The following is a 16,378-nucleotide window of genomic DNA, read 5'->3' on the forward strand; positions in this document are numbered from 1 at the left end:
GGTGAGTTCCACGGGTCCGATCGGGCGCGCAGGAGACTCTGCCGAACTGCGCGGCCGCGACCAGCCTGGAATTGCGGGGATGACGGGGTTGCGCTCGCTCGTTTGGGTACCAAGTCGGGGACAGTCTTGGCCGTTGGCCGTTTCCCTGCCCCCGTCTCGCGCCGCCGCGCATCGAGGATCCCGTGGCCCGATCTGAGACCAAGGTGCCGCCGCGCCCGCCATCGGGGGAGCCGTATCCCGACACCGCGCCTGAGGGGAGCCTGCGATGAGTGCCCCCCAGCGCCGGGCGCTGCTGATCTGCAACGCCAAGGCCCGCAACGGCGGGTGCGACCTCGAGGCGGTGCGGGCGATCCTGCGGGCGGGCGGCATCGAGCCGGTGGAGCCGCCGCAGGACGCCGATTGTCGCGAGGTGATCCACGCCCGGGCCGGGGACGTCGACCTCGTGATCCTGGGCGGCGGCGACGGCACCATGAACCGCGCCGCCCCGGCCCTCGTGGAGAGCGGCCTGCCGCTCGCCATCCTGCCGCTGGGCACCGCCAACGACCTCGCCCGCTCCCTCGGTCTGCCGCTCGATCCCCTGGCGGCGGCCCGCTTCATCCCGACCGCCGAGGCGCGGCCGGTGGATCTCGGCTGGGTCAACGGCCACTATTATTTCAACGTGGCGAGCGTCGGATTCTCGGCCGAACTCGCGGGCGAGCTCACGGCGGATTCGAAGAAGATCTGGGGCGTGCTCGGCTACGCGGTGGCGGCCGTGCGGGTGCTGCGCCGGGTGCGGCCCTTCACGGTGACGATCGAGCATGACGGCACGGTCGAGAAGGTCACCACCATCCAGGTCTCGGTGGGGAACGGCCGGCACTACGGCGGCGGCATGACCGTCGAGGAGACGGCTGCGGTGGATGACGGCAAGCTGGATTTCTACAGCCTCGAGATCAACCACTGGTGGCGGCTGATCGCGCTGCTCCCTGCCCTGCGGCGCGGCACGCACGGGCGCGCCGCCGACGTGCGCGCCTTCCACGCGCAGGAGATCAAGCTCTCCACCCGCAAGCCCCGGCCGGTGAACACCGACGGCGAGCTGACCACGCACACGCCGGCCCATTTCAAGGTCATTCCCAAGATCCTGCGGGTCTTCGCACCGGAGCCGGTGCGCGGCCCTGCCTCGTTCGATCTCGGGACCCTCGGCAGCCGCCTTCTTCCGACCAGCGAGACGCCCCGCCCGTGACCGACCTGATCCATCTCGCCAGCCAGCCCACCGTCTGGGCCGCGCTTGCAACCCTCGTGGTGATGGAGGTGGTGCTCGGCGTCGACAACCTGATCTTCATCTCGATCCTGACCAACAAGCTGCCGGCCGACCAGCAGACGCGGGCGCGGCGGATCGGGATCGGACTGGCGCTGATCCTGCGGCTCGGGCTGCTCGGCACCGTGGCGTTCATCGTCCACCTGACCGAGCCGGTCTTCGCGGTGTTCGGCCAGGACTTCTCCTGGCGCGACCTGATCCTGATCGGCGGCGGCCTGTTCCTGCTCTGGAAGGCCACCAAGGAGATCCATCACAGCGTCGATCCGGAACCCGAGGCGGAAGCGTCGGGCGGCACGATCGGCTTCGGCGCGGCGATCGGCCAGATCCTGCTCCTCGACCTCGTCTTCTCCATCGACTCGATCATCACGGCGGTCGGCATGACCGAGCACGTGCCGGTGATGATGGTGGCGGTGGTGATCGCCGTCGTGGTGATGCTGGTCGCTGCCGAGCCACTCTCGGCCTTCATCGCCCGGAACCCCACCGTGGTGATGCTGGCGCTCGGCTTCCTGATCATGATCGGCATGACGCTGATCGCCGAAGGGTTCGGGGCCCATGTGCCGAAGGGCTACGTCTACACCGCGATGGCCTTCTCGGCGGGCGTGGAGGGCCTCAACATGCTGGCCCGCCGGCGTCGGCGGGCCGCGCAGGGAGAGGCAGCGGCGGCCGCCGGGCAGGCGCGGCGGGCCTGATCCCCGGCGGCCCGGCATGCGCCTTCTCGCGGCTCTCGGCCTGCTCATCCTGTCCGCCGCGGCCCGCGCGGAGACGACACCGACGACCCCCGACCCGACGGTCCTGCACGATCTGGCCCCCACCGGCACGCTCCGGGCAGCGATCAATCTCGGCAACCCGGTGCTGGCCCGGGCCGGAGCCGACGGCCTGACGGGGGTTTCGGTGGATCTCGCCCGGGCGCTGGCGCGGCGGCTCGGCGTCCCGGTGGCGTTCGTGACCTTCCCGGGGGCCGGCGCCGTCTCGGGCTCCGCGGGATCCGGCACCTGGGACATCTGCTTCCTGGCGATCGACCCGAAACGGGCGGAGTGGATCACCTTCACGGATCCCTACGTGCTGATCGCCGGCAGCTATCTCGTGCCGGCCGCCTCGCCGATCCGGGCCCTGGAGGGGGTGGATCGGGACGGCGTGCGCGTCTCGGTGGGCCGGGGCAGCGCCTACGACCTGTATTTGACCCGCGTCCTGAAGAACGCGACCCTGGTGCGCGCCCCGACCTCGGCCGAGGCAGTGACGGCCTTCGCCCGGGACGGGCTCGACGTCGCGGCGGGGGTGCACCAGCCCCTCGCCGCCCACGCGGCGGCGCATCCGGAGGTGCGGCTGCTGCCCGGGCACTTCATGGAGATACCCCAGGCGATGGGCCTGCCGGTGGGCCGGGACGCGGGGGCCGCCTATCTCGCGGCCTTCCTGGCGCAGGCGAAAGCGGACGGACTCATCGCCAGCCGGCTGGAGGCGAACGGGCAGGATCCGGGGCTGGCGGCGCCCTGAAGCCGCCAGCGAGAGCCGATCTCCTAGTCGCGACCTCATCCTGAGGTGCTGCGCAGCAGCCTCGAAGGAGGGCTCCAGGGATCGCGCGGCCGTTTGGAGGGCTCCTTCGAGGCCTTCGCTGCGCTCCGTCACCTCAGGATGAGGTCGTGGGCGGGATGAGGTTTAGGCGGGATTGCGCCGCCCGACGCCTCACACCACCAGGTTCACGATCCGCCCCGGCACGACGATCACCTTGCGGGGCGCCTTGCCCTCCAGGACTTTCTGAACCGTCTCCAGCGCCAGGGTCGCGGCTTCGACGGCCTTGGCGTCCGCGTCCCGCGGCACGGTGACGTCCGCGCGCTTCTTGCCGTTGATCTGCACCGGCAGGGTGATCTCGTCCTCGACGAGGAGCCCCGCTTCGGCTTCCGGCCAGCGCGCCTGAGCGACCAGGCCGGAGCGCCCCAGAGCCGACCAGCATTCCTCGGCGAGGTGGGGCATCATCGGGGCGATGAGCTGCACCAGGATGCCGGCCGCTTCGGCGGCAGCCGCCGGCGAGACCGGGCCGCGCAAGCCATCCTCGAGGGCGTTGGCCAGGGTGTAGATGTGGGCGACGCAGCGGTTGAAGCGCAGGCGCTCGATATCCTCTTGCACCGAAGACAGCGCCCGGTGGGCGGCCTTGCGCAGGGTCAGGTCCGCGGCCCCGTCGCCCCTGGCCTGGGTGGCGGCGTTCACTAGGCGCCAGACCTTCTGGACGAAGCGGGCGGCGCCCTGGACACCCTCCTCGGTCCAGATCACGTCGCGCTCCGGCGGTGAGTCGGAGAGCATGAACCAGCGCGCCGTGTCGGCTCCATAGCTCGCGATGATGTCGTCCGGGTCGACCACGTTCTTCTTCGACTTCGACATCTTCTCGATCGGGCCGATCGTGATCGGCGCCTGAGTTTTCACGTGAAACGCGCGGCGCTCGCCCTCTTCGGAGGTGATGCGGATTTCGGCCGGCGGCACCCAGGCGCCGGCCGCATCCTTGTAGGTCTCGTGGACGACCATGCCCTGCGTGAACAGGCCGGCGAAGGGTTCGGCGACGCCCGCCCAGCCGGTCTCCCGCATCGCCCGCATGAAGAACCGGGCGTAGAGCAGGTGCAGGATCGCGTGCTCGATGCCGCCGATATACTGGTCCACCGCCAGCCAGCGGTCGACAACGGCCCGGTCGGTGGGCGCGTCGGTGAGCCAGGGTGCGGTGAAGCGGGCGTAGTACCAGGACGAATCGACGAACGTGTCCATCGTGTCGGTCTCGCGCCGGGAAGGCGCGCCGCAATGCGGGCAGGGCACGTCGCGCCAGGCCGGGTCGCGCTCCAGCGGGTTGCCGGGCTGGTCGAAGGACACGTCCTCCGGCAGCTTCACCGGCAGGTCCGCCACCGGCACCGGCACCGGGCCGCAGGACTCGCAGTGGATGATCGGGATCGGGCAGCCCCAGTAGCGCTGGCGGGAGACGCCCCAGTCGCGCAGGCGGAACTGCACCTTGCGCTTGGCGATCCCCTCCCCTTCGAGGCGCTGCGCCACGGCCTCGAACGCCTCCCCGGTGGTCAGGCCGTCGAGGAAGCGCGAGTTGATCATCCGCCCGTCCTCGACATAGGCGGTGTCGGTGATGACGAACGTCGCCGGGTCCTGCCCCTCGGGGCAGACCACCGGCGTGTTTCCGAGCCCGTACTTGTTCGAGAAATCGAGGTCGCGCTGGTCGTGCGCCGGGCAGCCGAACACCGCGCCGGTGCCGTATTCCATCAGCACGAAGTTCGCCACGTAGACCGGCAGCTCCCAGGACGGGTCCAGGGGATGGCGCACGGTGAGGCCGGTGTCGAAACCGTGCTTCTCGGCGGTGTCGATCGCGGCTTGCGCGGTGCCGGTGCGGCGGCACTCCTCGATGAAGGTCTGCAGGTCCGGCCGGTCCGCCGCGAGCGCGGCGGCCAGGGGATGGTCGGCCGCGATGGCCAGGAACTTCGCGCCGAACAGCGTGTCGGGCCGGGTCGTGTAGACGGTCACCGAATCGGGCGCGCCGGCCACCGGCCGCGCGAGGCTGAATTGAACCTCCAGCCCCTCCGAGCGGCCGATCCAGTTCTTCTGCATCAGCCGGACCTTTTCGGGCCAGCGGTCCAGCCCATCGAGGGCCTCGAGCAGATCCTCGGCGAAGTCGGTGATCTTGAAGAACCACTGGGTCAGCTCGCGCTGCTCCACCAGGGCGCCGGAGCGCCAGCCGCGGCCATCGATCACCTGCTCGTTGGCCAGCACCGTGTGATCCACCGGGTCCCAGTTCACCTTGGCGGTGCGGCGGGTGACCAGCCCCTTCGCCAGGAAGTCGAGGAACATGCGCTGCTGGTGCTTGTAGTAGTCGGGATCGCAGGTCGCGATCTCCCGGCTCCAGTCGAGCGACAGGCCCATGGCCTTCAGCTGGTCGCGCATCGAGGCGATATTGGCGTAGGTCCAGTCCCGCGGGTTGACCTTGCGCTCCATGGCGGCGTTCTCGGCCGGCAGGCCGAAGGCGTCCCAGCCCATCGGGTGGAGCACGTTGAAGCCGCGGGCGCGCTTGTAGCGGGCCACCACGTCGCCCATGGCGTAGTTGCGGACATGCCCCATGTGGATGCGCCCCGACGGATAGGGGAACATCTCCAGCACGTAGTATTTCGGACGGCTGTCGCTGTTGTCCGTCTCGAACAGACGCTGCGCCGCCCAGGCCTCCTGCCAGCGCGGCTCGGCATCCTTGGCGTTGTAGCGCTCGACGGGTTGGGGGGCGGTGCTGGTCATGGATCCGGCGGGGTGAGAGGCTCGGCGGCCGGCTGGAGACAGCCGCGGCACGGTTGCGCCCCCGTAGCATATCTGCGCCGGAGCCGGTCAACGGAGGGCGCGATTCGGGCTTGCGTGGGGCGCGCAAGCGCATAGGTCCGCGGGAGAGCCGGACCGGCCTCCGGCAGCGACAGGACAGGCCCATGACGGACGACGCGATCACAGACCCGAACGCCCCCGCGACGGACGGGATGGGGCACAGAACCGCGAAGCTTCCCGTCGGGCAGGCCGATGTCGCCGCCGGGCTCGCCGAGGTGCGGGCGGCGATCGCCCGGGCCGCCGAGGATTCGGAGCGCGACCCGGCCGAGGTCCAGCTCGTGGCGGTCTCCAAGACGGTTCCAGCCGAGGGCATCCTGCCGGCGCTGAAGGCGGGACAGCGGGTCTTCGGCGAGAACTACGTCCAGGAATCCATGGCGAAATGGCCGGACCTGCGCGCCCGCTACCCGGATGTGGAGCTGCACCTCGTCGGGCCGTTGCAATCCAACAAGGCCCGGGACGCGGTCGCCCTGTTCGACGTGATCCACTCCCTCGACCGGCTGTCGCTGGCGGCGGCGCTCGCCAAGGAGATCGAGCGCTCCGGCCGGACCCCGAAGCTGCTGATCCAGGTCAATACCGGCGCGGAGCCCCAGAAGGGCGGGGTCCTACCGGACCAGCTCGAAACCCTGCTCTCCGAGTGCCGCGAGACCCATGGGCTCGCGATCCAGGGCCTGATGTGCATCCCCCCGGCCGAGGATCCGCCCTCGGCCCATTTCGCCCTGCTGGCCCGGCTGGGGAAGGCGCACAACCTGCCGATCCTATCCATGGGGATGAGCGCGGATTTCCCGGCGGCGATCCAGCTCGGCGCCACCCATGTCCGGGTCGGGACCGCGATCTTCGGAGCCCGGACCCGGAAGGCGTGAGCCTCAGCCGATCCGCAGATGCGTCCGCGGCCCGAGGCGCCGGAGCAGCCGCAGCAGGTCGGCCCGGGCGAGGGCGACGCAGCCCTCCGTGGGGCGGTAGCCGTCCCGGGCGATGTGCAGGAAGATCGCCGAGCCCCGTCCCTTCCGGATCGGCGCGCGGTTGTAGTCGAGGTCGATCACCACGTCGTAGAGCCCGTCGCCGCGCCACATCGATTCGGCGCTGACGCCGGGGGCCGGCAGGCGGATCGGCCGGTTGTAGCGGCGGTCCCGGCGATCGTCGCACCAGCCGTCGTCGGGCCGGGTGGCCCGCAGGGGCAGCGGGGTGCGCGGACGGATCCCGAGATGGTCGGGCCGGTAGGCGCCCCCCCGCAGCCGGAACCGTCCCCGCGGCGAGCCGCCGTCACCCTCGCGCTTGTCGCAGACGATGCCGCCGGCCCCGAGGGCGCAGGGAATCACCGCCGGGCCGACGAGGAGCTGACCGCGCCGTCGGTCGCCGACCAGCGCCCGCACGCGGATCTCCCCCAGGGTCAAGCGGACAAACCCGGATTGCCCGCTCCGTCGCCGCTTCACCATCGCCCTCCCCGCTCGCGCGCACGGCCGGATCGGCCGGGTCGGCGCGGCTTATGCCCGATATCCGCACAGGACACCGATGAAAAATTGCGCACAAGGCAATTTCCGGCCACAAAGGTTGCCCTATCCTTGGCCGGAAACCGGGCCGCCGAGCCTGGATTCGGGAGCGAGCCAGCCCACCGCCCGCGCGGCGGGGACCGACGCCTTCGGATCCGGGTCCGACGCGCCCTCGACGGCGCAACAGCTGGTTTCGCCTGAATGGTCGCCGCCGCGGCGGAAACAATGATGCGGAAACAAAAGCCTCGGCAGAATCGTCGCGCGCGATCCTGCTGAGATCCTACAGTCAACGCACGCTGCACCGGGAAGTCAGCCCTCCCCCTCCCGCAGCCTGCTCTGGGGCCCCGGACGATGCCGAACACCTACCGCCTGCTGATCTGCGACGACGACGCGATCCTGCGCGACACCCTCACCGAGCAGCTCGATCTCTGCGAGGAGTTCACGGTGGTGACCGAGGCGAACGCCACAGACGCGATCCGGCGGATGGCGGCGGAGCGCATCGACCTGGCGGTGATGGATGTCGGCCTGCCCGATCTCGACGGGCGCGAGGCCGTGCGGCGGATGCGCGCCGGCGGCTTCCGCGGCCCGGTGATCATGCTCACCGCCCAGGATGCCGAGGAAGACCACGTCGAGGGGCTGGAGGCCGGCGCCAACGACTACGTCACCAAGCCGTTCAAATTCGGCATCCTGCTGGCCCGCATCCGCGCCCACCTGCGCAGCCACGAGGCCTCCGAGGATGCAGTCTTCCAGATCGGCCCCTACACGTTTCGGCCCGGCGCCAAGCTGCTGGTCGGCGAGCGCGGCTCGAAGCTCAAGCTCACCGAGAAGGAGACCGCGATCCTGCGCTTCCTCTACCGGGCGGGCCGGGCCGTGGTGAACCGCGACACGCTGCTGGCCGAGGTCTGGGGCTACAACGCCCACGTCACCACCCACACGCTGGAAACCCACATCTACCGGCTGCGCCAGAAGATCGAGCCCAACCCCGCCACCGCCGCGATCCTCGTCACGGAGGGCGGTGGATACAAGTTGCTGCCCTGACGAAATGAAGTTTTCCGTGTAGGCGATCGCGTAGGATCGCGTACGCGCAGGGTGGTGAGGCGTTCTTGGGGCTCGACGACGATATCGCGATCCTCGCGGCCGCACCGCTATTCGGCTTCCTCGACCGGGATGCTCTGCGCTTGCTGACGTTCGCGGCCGAGCGGCGCGAACTCGCGGATGGCGACCTTCTGTTTTCCCGGGGCGACCCGGCCGATGGCGGCTTCGTGGTGATGTCGGGCACGATCCGGCTCGAACCGCGGGTCGCGGCGGCCGAGCCGGTGCGGGCCGGACGCTCCGCGCTGATCGGGCAGCTCTCCCTGTTCGTGCGCGGCACGCGGCCCACCGAGGCCCGGGCGGAGGGCGCGGCCGAGGTCATGCGGATCACCCCGACGCTGATGCGCCGCGTGCTGGAGGAGTTTCCCCGGGCCGCGCAGGCCGTCCACGACACGCTGGCGGAGGACCTCGCGGGCCTGGTGGCCGATCTCGACCGGGTGCGGATGCTCCTCGATACGATCGACGGCCTCGCCTCAGGTGACAGCCCGGGTGCCCGCTTGTAAGCACGGGCTCCCGCCGCAAGGGTTTCCAGACATCCATGTCCCAGGCCGACATGCCCCATTCCGATCTCGCCCAGACCATCGAAGCCGCCTGGGAAGACCGCGCCAACATCTCAACCGCGACCAAGGGCGCGGTGCGCGAGGCGGTCGAGACGGCTCTGAACCTGCTCGATTCCGGCAAGGCCCGGGTCGCCGAGAAGAGCGGCAACCAGGATTGGGTGGTCAACCAGTGGCTCAAGAAGGCGGTGCTGCTCTCCTTCCGCCTCAACGACATGGCCACGATCGAGGGTGGTCCCGGCGGCGCGCCCTGGTGGGACAAGGTCGCCTCCAAGTTCGCCGGCTGGGGTGAGGCCGAGTTCCGGGCCGCCGGCCTGCGCGCCGTGCCCGGCTGCTTCGTGCGCCGCGGCTCCTACATCGCCCCCGGCGCCGTGCTGATGCCGAGCTTCGTCAACCTCGGCGCCTATGTCGGCGAGGGCACCATGGTCGACACCTGGGTGACGATCGGCTCCTGCGCGCAGGTGGGCAAGAACTGCCACATCTCCGGCGGCGCGGGAATCGCGGGCGTCCTGGAGCCGCTCCAGGCCAACCCGGTGATCATCGAGGACGATTGCTTCATCGGCGCCCGCGCCGAGGTGGCGGAGGGCGTGATCATCGGCCAGGGCAGCGTCCTGTCCATGGGCGTCTATATCGGCGCCTCCACCAAGATCGTGGACCGCACCACCGGCGAGGTGATGTACGGCCGGGTGCCGCCCTACTCGGTGGTCGTCTCGGGCACGATGCCCGGCAAGGCGCTGCCGGACGGATCGCCCGGACCCGGCCTGTACTGCGCGGTGATCGTGAAGCGCGTCGATGCCGGCACCCGGTCCAAGACCGCCATCAACGAGTTGCTGCGCACCTGATTCCTGGGACTCGGCGGGAGCGCGATGGAGACGCTGGAGCTGAACCTCACGGTGGCGGGCCGGGCGGTGCCGACCCGCTGTGACGTGATCGGGCAAGGGGCCGGAGACCGGCCGGAAGCGCTCCTGCTCCCGGCCCTGTCGACGATCTCGGCGCGGGCCGAGATGCGGGGCCTCGCCCGCGATCTCGGGTCGGAGTACCGCTGCCTCGTCCCCGACTGGCCGGGTTTCGGCGCCCGCCCCCGGACGCGGGTGCCGCTCGCCCCCGAGACGTTCCACGCCTTCCTGGACGCGCTGCTCGCCGCGGCACCCGGCCCCTACGCCCTCGGGATCGCGGCCGGACACGCCGCCGGCTATCTGGTCGCCGCCGCGCGCAGACACCCGAAGGCCTTCGCCCGTCTGGTCCTGGTGGCGCCGACCTGGCGGGGACCGCTCCCCACCGCGCTGCCGGGGCGCGCCCAGTGGTTCCCTCGCATCCGCCGGGCCGTGGAGGCGCCCGTCCTCGGCGAGGCGCTTTACCGGATCAATATCAGCCCGCCGATCATCGGCCGGATGATGCGCGCCCATGTCTACGCCGACCCGGCGCACGTGACTCCGGCGGTGATCCGGGACAAGCACGCGGTCACCCGGCAGCGCAACGGCCGCTTCGGCACGGCCGCCTTCGTCACCGGTGGCCTGGACCCGGTCGGCAGCCGCGCCGCCTTCCTGGACCTGTTCGGCGAGTCCCTGCCCCCGACCCTGGTGCTGCGGCCCGAAGGCGCCCCGCGCCGCTCGGGGGCGGAGATGGACGCGCTCATCGCCGGCGGCCGGGTGAGGGGCGCCGCGATCCCGGGCGCTCTGAGCCCGCACGAGGAATATCCAGAGGCCGTCGCGGCCGCGATCCGGGCGGCCTGAGGATTCCCGACGCCATCACGGGACCCCACCCCTGGACACGGTCCCGCGCCTGTGCAGGGACTAGGCGGGCCGGCTGAGCCGCTCGTCCGGCAGCGGGAGCGGCCCGCAGACCCCGTCCGACAGAGCCACGGATCCGATGCCCCGCACCCTGTCCCTCCCGGTCCTCGCCCTCCTCGCGGTCGCGATCCCGGCCCGGGCCGAGGAGCCCCCCCGCCCCGTCCCGTCCGGCGCGCCGGCGGCCCCCTCGGTGGGTGCCGACACGCTGAAGCCCGGCCGCCCGGCCGTGAAACCCTATCTCGCCGAGGCGGCGGTCCCGGATTCCGTCCAGATCCTGCCGCCGCCGCCGGCCCACAACGCGCCCCTCGACATGGCCGACCGGGCGGCCTTCAACGGGACCCGCGCCCTGAAGGGCAGCGCCCGCTGGGAACTCGCCGCCAACGACGTGTCGGAGGGCGCCGCCGCGGTGCTCGAGAACTTCGCCTGCGTGCTTGGCACCCGGATCGATCAGGCCCGGGTGCCGGCCGTGATCGGCCTGCTGGAGCGCGCCCGCCTGGACCTCGCCCGCGCGACGCGCGGCCCCAAGATCCATTATCGCCGCCTGCGTCCCTTCGTGGGCAACGAGGCACCGATCTGCGTCCAGCGCACCCAGGCGCTGGCCGACAGCTTCAGCTACCCGTCCGGCCACGCGACGCAGGGCTGGGCCTACGCTCTGATCCTGGCGGCCCTGGTGCCCGAGAAGGCGACCCCGATCCTGGCCCGGGGACGCGCCTACGGCGAGAGCCGGATCGTGTGCGGGGTGCACTGGCTCAGCGACGTGGTCGCCGGGCGCCTGACCGGCTCGACGGTCTTCGCGGCCCTGATGGGCGATCCGGCCTTCCGGGCCGACCTGGAGAAAGCCCGTACCGAACTCCACGCCGCCCTCGCCGGGGCCGGGACGGCTCCCGATCAGGCTGTCTGCACCCGGGAGACCGAGGCCCTGCGGGAGCCGCCGCTGGACTTCTAGACTTGAACCGTTACAGATTTTAGACCTTCTAAGTGTGTGATTTTCAACACGTATTCGGCTTGATCAACAAAGCGTGAGCGCCCAATCGTGAGCCCCAAGTGCCGGTCAACGGCACGAATACAGGGTCTTCGATGTCCATGCGTTCTGCTCAAATCGGGCTGCTCCTCGCCTCCACGGCCCTCACCGGGTCCCGTCTCACCGGCCCCGCCGCCGCGCAGGGGGCGAACGTGCAGCTCAACGAGATCTCCGTGGAGGCTGTCGCCCCCGGCCCCGCCGTGCCGGCCGGCGTCGGGAGCGGGGGCGCCAACGTCAGCGGCGGCGACGGCAACAGTTCGGCCACCAGCGGGGGCGGGGGCGGTCCCTCCGGCATCACCGGCTACGTCGCCCGCGTGAGCCCCACCGCCACCAAGACCAACACCCCGCTCATCGAGACCCCGCAATCGGTCTCCGTCGTCACCCGCGAGCAGCTCAACGACCGCAACGTCCAGACCTTCAGCGACGCCGTGGCGTACGTGCCGGGCGCCACCATCAACGTCTCGGGCTTCGACCCACGCTTCGACCAGGTCTTCATCCGCGGCTTCGACGTGCTCTCCAACCAGGGCACCTACCGCGACGGCCTGCGCCAGATCGGCAGCGGCTTCATCTTCCCGCGCATCGAGCCCTACGGGCTGGAGGCCGTTACGGTCCTGCGCGGTCCGGCCTCGGGCCTCTACGGCCTCGGCTCGCCGGGCGGCATCCTCGACGCGACGTCGAAGCGCCCTGTCTTCGCCCCCTTCGGTGAGGTCTGGTTCCAGAGCGGCAGCTTCGACCGCTTTCAGGGCAATTTCGATCTCGGCGGCCCGGTGGAGGGGTCGGACGGCACCATGGCCTACCGGCTGACCGGCGTGCGGCGGGAATCCGGCACCTTCATCGGCCGCGGCACCAACGACGACCAGCTCAACATCGCCCCCGCCTTCACGTGGAAGCCCTCGGTCGACACCACCTTCACCTTCCTGAGCGAGTTCCAGATCCGGAACACGCCGGCGACCGTCTTCTACTACAACGATCCCGGCTTCCGCGTGACCAAGTACTACAGCGGCGATCCGCGCTTCGCCGGCCTAGACCAGACGCAGTATCGGGTGGGCTACGCCTTCGAGCACCGGTTCTCGGACGACCTGATCTTCCGCCAGAACTTCCGGCACTACGGCATTTTTCTGAACGCGAAATACACGGGCATCGACTCCATCAATGAGGCGCGCACACTGGGCTCCCGCTCGACCGGCTACATCCGCGAGGGGCTGGTGCAGCAGACCCTGGACAACCAGCTCGAGGCGCACCTCGTCACCGGCCCGGTCTTCCACACCCTGCTGGCGGGCGTGGACTACGCCCATTACGGCCTGAGCAACCGCTTCGGCTCGGGTCCCGCCCCCGACCTCAACCTCATCACCCAGAATTACGGCCGGCAGTTCATCCCGACACCGGCGCTGGCGAGCCCGACCCGCCAGGCCCAGGACCAGATCGGCGTCTACCTGCAGGATCAGGCCAAGTTCGGCGACTTCATCCTGACGCTGAACGGGCGCCACGATTGGGTCTTCCAGGAGAATCGCACGACGCCCGACAGCGCGGCGACGCGCCAGGACAACACCGCCTTCACGGGCCGCGTCGGCCTGGGCTACGTCCTGGCGCCCGGTCTCGTGCCCTACGCGAGCTACGCCACGACCTTCACGCCCCAGGTGGGCACGGACGCGCGCGGTCAGGCCTTCAAGCCGGCGACCGGCGACCAGATCGAGGCCGGCGTGAAGTACCTGATCCCCGGCACCAATATTCAGACCGCGTTCGCGGGTTTCGACATCGTGCAGTCGAGCATCCTGCGCACCGACCCGACCAACATCGCGTTCCAGGCCGCGACGGGTTCGGTCCGCTCCCGCGGGTTCGAGGCCGAGGCCACGGCCAATCTCGCGCCGGGCACGAACCTGACCATCGCCTACACACACCTCGATTTCCGCTTCCTGAGCCAGACCTCGTTCACGGGTCAGAGCCAGGACGGGAACCGTGTTTCGGGCATCCCCAGCGACACCTACGCGTCGTTCCTCACCTACGCGTTCCCGACCTATTCACCCCTGCGTGGCCTGACGATCGGCGGCGGCATCCGCTATATCGGCACGAGCTTCGCCGACGACGACAACACGGTGCGCAACCCCACCGTGACGCTCTACGACGCGCTGGTCGCCTACGATTTCGCCGCGATCGACCCGAAGTACCGAGGGCTCCGCGCGCAGATCAACGCCTACAACATCTTCGACCGGACCTATAACACCTGCGCATTCGGGAATTGCTTCCGGGGCGCCCCTGCCACCGTCATCGGCAGCCTCACCTACCGCTGGTAGGCACCTCGGGGGCGGGAGCCATGCCGGCCCGCTCTGCGCCCCCGCACCGACGGTTGAAGGCCCGGTTTCGGGTAGCCTTCCAAGACCCGCGATCGGATCGGCGATCCTGCTGCGGGACCAATTTGAAACGTTCCAAGTGTGTGATCGGTAACACGTTTTCGGCTTGATCACCGGCCCGCGCCTGCAGGACAGGAATCCCAGGCGTCGATCAACGGCGCATCTGGGGGTCTCTCATGGTCGTGTGTCGTCCGCGTCTCAGCCTGTTCCTCCTCGCCTCCACGGCCCTCGCCGGTCCCGCCGTGGCGCAAGGCGCCAACGTGCAGCTCAACGTGCTGACGGTGGAGGTCATCCTTCCGGATGCGCCGGTTGGCGGCAATGTCAGCGGCGGCGACGGCAACAATTCGGCCACCAGCGGGGGCGGGGGCGGTCCCTCCGGCATCACCGGCTACGTCGCCCGCGTGAGCCCCACCGCCACCAAGACCAACACGCCGCTCATCGAGACGCCGCAATCGGTCTCCGTCGTCACCCGCGAGCAGCTCAACGACCGTAACGTCCAGAGCCTCAACGAAGCGCTCGCCTATACGCCGGGCGTGTCGAGCAGCGTCTTCGGCTTCGACCCGCGCTTCGACGCCTTCTACATCCGCGGCTTCGAGGCGACCAATGACGGCGTGTACAGGGACGGCCTGCGCCAGCCGGGCGTCGGTCAGGCGGTGGCCCGGATCGAGCCCTACGGCACCGAGGCGCTCACCATCCTGCGTGGGCCGGCCTCCGGCCTCTACGGCCTCGGTTCGCCGGGCGGCATCGTCGACGTCACGTCGAAGCGGCCCGTCTTCACACCTTTCGGCGAGGTCTGGTTGCAGGGCGGCAACTTCAACCGCTACCAGGGCAATTTCGATCTCGGCGGCCCCGTCGAGGGGAGCGACGGCACCCTCGCCTACCGGCTGACGGGCGCCTTGCGCGACGCGAACACGTTCCTGCCGAGCGGCAAGGACAACCGCTCCACCGTCGCCCCGGCCGTGACCTGGACACCCTCGGCCGACACGACCGTCACGCTGCTCACCGAGTACCAGAACTCCAAGGCGCCCGGCACCTCGGCCTTCTACACCGCGCCGGGCTTCGCCATCACCCGCCTCTATCAGGGTGATGCTGGCTTCAACGCCCTGAACCAGGACTCCTACCGGATCGGCTACGCCTTCGAGCACACGTTCACACCCGACCTGATCGTCCGCCAGAACGTTCGCTACCAGAACATCGACGCCAAGCTGGCCTATACGCAGATCGACAGCGTGACCGGGGTCTCAGCCCAGCGCGAGAATGGCTTCGTCCACGACCGGCTCGGCTATATCGCGATCGACAACCAGCTCGAGGCTCACCTCGCCACCGGCCCGGTCAGTCACACGCTGCTCGGCGGCGTGGATTACCTTCACTACGACTTCCACCGCGACGCCGGCTTCGGCTCCATCCCGGATCTCGATCTCACGGCCGTCACCGACGTCTCGACCGTCCGCTACCGCACCTTCGTGCCCCGCCCGGACCTCACCTCGGCTTCCGAGCAGTCGCAGGATCAGGTCGGCCTCTACGTTCAGGAGCAGGCGAAGTTCGACCGCTTCGTCCTGACGCTCACGGGCCGCCAGGACTTCGTGGCTCAGTCCACCCGCAGCGGGCCGCCGGACGGGCTCGGCGCGGCGCAGACTCAGAACGACTCGGCCTTCACGGGCCGCGTCGGGCTCACCTATCTGCTGGCGCCAAGCCTCGTGCCTTACGCGAGCTACGCCACGACCTTCACACCGCAACTCGGCGTGGACAGCAGCGGCCGCCCGTTCAAGCCCGCCACCGGTGACCAGATCGAAGCCGGCGTGAAATACGCGATCCCCAACACCAATCTCACCGGCGCTTTCACGGGTTTCGACGTCGTGCAGTCGAGCATCCTGCAGCCCGACCCGAACAGTCCCGCCAATCAGGTCGCGACCGGATCGGTCGAATCCAAGGGCTTCGAGGCGGAGCTGACGGCCAGTTTCGCGCCGGGCACGAACCTCACCGTCTCCTACACGCACCTGGATCTACGCTATCGCAACGCGACCTATCCCGGCACCGATCAGTCGATCAGCGGGAACTTCGTCTCGGGACTTCCGGGGAACACGATCGCGGCGTTCGGCACCTACCGGTTCCCGCTCACCTCGCTGCTGCGCGGCCTCCAGGTCGGCGGCGGCGTCCGTTACTTCGGCACGAGCTTCACCGACGACCTCAACACCGCGCGCAACCCGACCGCCACCCTGTTCGACGCGCTGGTGGCCTACGACTTCGCGGCCCTCGGCCCGAAATACGAAGGCCTCCGGGCACAGATCAACGCGTTCAACATCTTCAATCGCGACTATCACACGTGCCAGGCCGGCTCCTGCTACCGCGGCGCCCCGGCCACGGTGATCGGCAGCCTGATCTACCGCTGGTGATCGGCCAAGGCGGCGGGCGCCGGCATGGCTGGCCCTCGCCCCCGACACTGGAGAT

At 70.0% G+C, this 16,378-nt stretch carries 13 protein-coding genes; 11 read left to right on the forward strand and 2 right to left on the reverse strand.

Annotated elements, in window-relative coordinates; translation table 11 throughout:
* The first annotated feature begins 265 nt into the window (after positions 1–265).
* From ACYCO6_RS31495 to ACYCO6_RS31505, 3 genes are read left to right on the forward strand one after another with little or no spacing between them, the layout of a single operon-like run.
* The gene (locus tag ACYCO6_RS31495; RefSeq protein WP_459766745.1) at positions 266–1,219 is read left to right on the forward strand and encodes a lipid kinase; all 954 of its coding nucleotides are present in this window, start codon (positions 266–268) and stop codon (positions 1,217–1,219) included.
* Complete coding sequence (locus tag ACYCO6_RS31500) at positions 1,216–1,983, forward strand: TerC family protein (protein ID WP_459766747.1); 768 nt, start codon at positions 1,216–1,218, stop codon at positions 1,981–1,983. Before ACYCO6_RS31495 ends, ACYCO6_RS31500 begins: the two co-directional genes overlap by 4 nt.
* A gap of 16 nt (positions 1,984–1,999) precedes the next feature.
* On the forward strand, positions 2,000–2,785 hold the full coding sequence (locus ACYCO6_RS31505; protein ID WP_459766749.1) for an ABC transporter substrate-binding protein: 786 nt from the start codon (positions 2,000–2,002) through the stop codon (positions 2,783–2,785).
* Positions 2,786–2,974: 189 nt separating this feature from the next.
* On the opposite strand, the gene leuS is transcribed toward ACYCO6_RS31505, so the two are convergent.
* Positions 2,975–5,557, reverse strand: coding sequence for a leucine--tRNA ligase (gene leuS, locus ACYCO6_RS31510; protein ID WP_459766751.1), 2,583 nt, complete (start codon positions 5,555–5,557; stop codon positions 2,975–2,977).
* Between the two features lie 182 nt (positions 5,558–5,739).
* Here leuS and ACYCO6_RS31515 point away from each other — a divergent pair, with 182 nt between their 5' ends.
* Positions 5,740–6,495 (forward strand): YggS family pyridoxal phosphate-dependent enzyme, encoded by a 756-nt coding sequence (locus ACYCO6_RS31515; protein ID WP_459766753.1) that lies wholly within the window; start codon positions 5,740–5,742, stop codon positions 6,493–6,495.
* 3 nt (positions 6,496–6,498) lie between these two features.
* Here the strand turns inward: ACYCO6_RS31515 and ACYCO6_RS31520 are convergent, their stop codons facing one another.
* A complete protein-coding gene (locus ACYCO6_RS31520) occupies positions 6,499–7,068 on the reverse strand; it encodes a L,D-transpeptidase family protein (protein ID WP_459766755.1) in 570 nt (189 codons plus the stop codon).
* Positions 7,069–7,473: 405 nt separating this feature from the next.
* Between ACYCO6_RS31520 and ACYCO6_RS31525 the strand changes: the two genes are divergently transcribed.
* The 7 genes from ACYCO6_RS31525 (at position 7,474) to ACYCO6_RS31555 (ending at position 16,323) form a co-directional block, all read left to right on the forward strand.
* A complete protein-coding gene (locus ACYCO6_RS31525; RefSeq protein WP_459766757.1) occupies positions 7,474–8,160 on the forward strand; it encodes a response regulator transcription factor in 687 nt (228 codons plus the stop codon).
* Positions 8,161–8,225: 65 nt separating this feature from the next.
* On the forward strand, positions 8,226–8,717 hold the full coding sequence (locus ACYCO6_RS31530; protein ID WP_459766759.1) for a cyclic nucleotide-binding domain-containing protein: 492 nt from the start codon (positions 8,226–8,228) through the stop codon (positions 8,715–8,717).
* Positions 8,718–8,767: 50 nt separating this feature from the next.
* A complete protein-coding gene (gene dapD, locus ACYCO6_RS31535; RefSeq protein ID WP_459773804.1) occupies positions 8,768–9,613 on the forward strand; it encodes a 2,3,4,5-tetrahydropyridine-2,6-dicarboxylate N-succinyltransferase in 846 nt (281 codons plus the stop codon).
* 24 nt (positions 9,614–9,637) lie between these two features.
* Complete coding sequence (locus ACYCO6_RS31540; protein WP_459766761.1) at positions 9,638–10,504, forward strand: alpha/beta fold hydrolase; 867 nt, start codon at positions 9,638–9,640, stop codon at positions 10,502–10,504.
* 136 nt (positions 10,505–10,640) lie between these two features.
* The gene (locus ACYCO6_RS31545; protein WP_459766763.1) at positions 10,641–11,507 is read left to right on the forward strand and encodes an acid phosphatase; all 867 of its coding nucleotides are present in this window, start codon (positions 10,641–10,643) and stop codon (positions 11,505–11,507) included.
* A 131-nt stretch (positions 11,508–11,638) separates the two neighbouring features.
* On the forward strand, positions 11,639–13,873 hold the full coding sequence (locus ACYCO6_RS31550; RefSeq protein ID WP_459766765.1) for a TonB-dependent siderophore receptor: 2,235 nt from the start codon (positions 11,639–11,641) through the stop codon (positions 13,871–13,873).
* Positions 13,874–14,106: 233 nt separating this feature from the next.
* The gene (locus ACYCO6_RS31555; protein ID WP_459766767.1) at positions 14,107–16,323 is read left to right on the forward strand and encodes a TonB-dependent siderophore receptor; all 2,217 of its coding nucleotides are present in this window, start codon (positions 14,107–14,109) and stop codon (positions 16,321–16,323) included.
* Positions 16,324–16,378 lie beyond the last annotated feature (55 nt).

The sequence above is a fragment of the Methylobacterium sp. CM6257 genome, from assembly GCF_054611515.1.

Coding starts and splice junctions, on each gene's coding strand:
- ACYCO6_RS31520 (WP_459766755.1), bottom strand. CDS start 7,068: ATGGTGAAGCGGCGACGGAGCGGGCAATCCGGGTTTGTCCGCTTGACC.
- ACYCO6_RS31555 (WP_459766767.1), top strand. CDS start 14,107: ATGGTCGTGTGTCGTCCGCGTCTCAGCCTGTTCCTCCTCGCCTCCACG.
- ACYCO6_RS31550 (WP_459766765.1), top strand. CDS start 11,639: ATGTCCATGCGTTCTGCTCAAATCGGGCTGCTCCTCGCCTCCACGGCC.
- ACYCO6_RS31540 (WP_459766761.1), top strand. CDS start 9,638: ATGGAGACGCTGGAGCTGAACCTCACGGTGGCGGGCCGGGCGGTGCCG.
- ACYCO6_RS31515 (WP_459766753.1), top strand. CDS start 5,740: ATGACGGACGACGCGATCACAGACCCGAACGCCCCCGCGACGGACGGG.
- ACYCO6_RS31525 (WP_459766757.1), top strand. CDS start 7,474: ATGCCGAACACCTACCGCCTGCTGATCTGCGACGACGACGCGATCCTG.
- ACYCO6_RS31505 (WP_459766749.1), top strand. CDS start 2,000: ATGCGCCTTCTCGCGGCTCTCGGCCTGCTCATCCTGTCCGCCGCGGCC.
- ACYCO6_RS31495 (WP_459766745.1), top strand. CDS start 266: ATGAGTGCCCCCCAGCGCCGGGCGCTGCTGATCTGCAACGCCAAGGCC.
- leuS (WP_459766751.1), bottom strand. CDS start 5,557: ATGACCAGCACCGCCCCCCAACCCGTCGAGCGCTACAACGCCAAGGAT.
- dapD (WP_459773804.1), top strand. CDS start 8,768: ATGCCCCATTCCGATCTCGCCCAGACCATCGAAGCCGCCTGGGAAGAC.
- ACYCO6_RS31545 (WP_459766763.1), top strand. CDS start 10,641: ATGCCCCGCACCCTGTCCCTCCCGGTCCTCGCCCTCCTCGCGGTCGCG.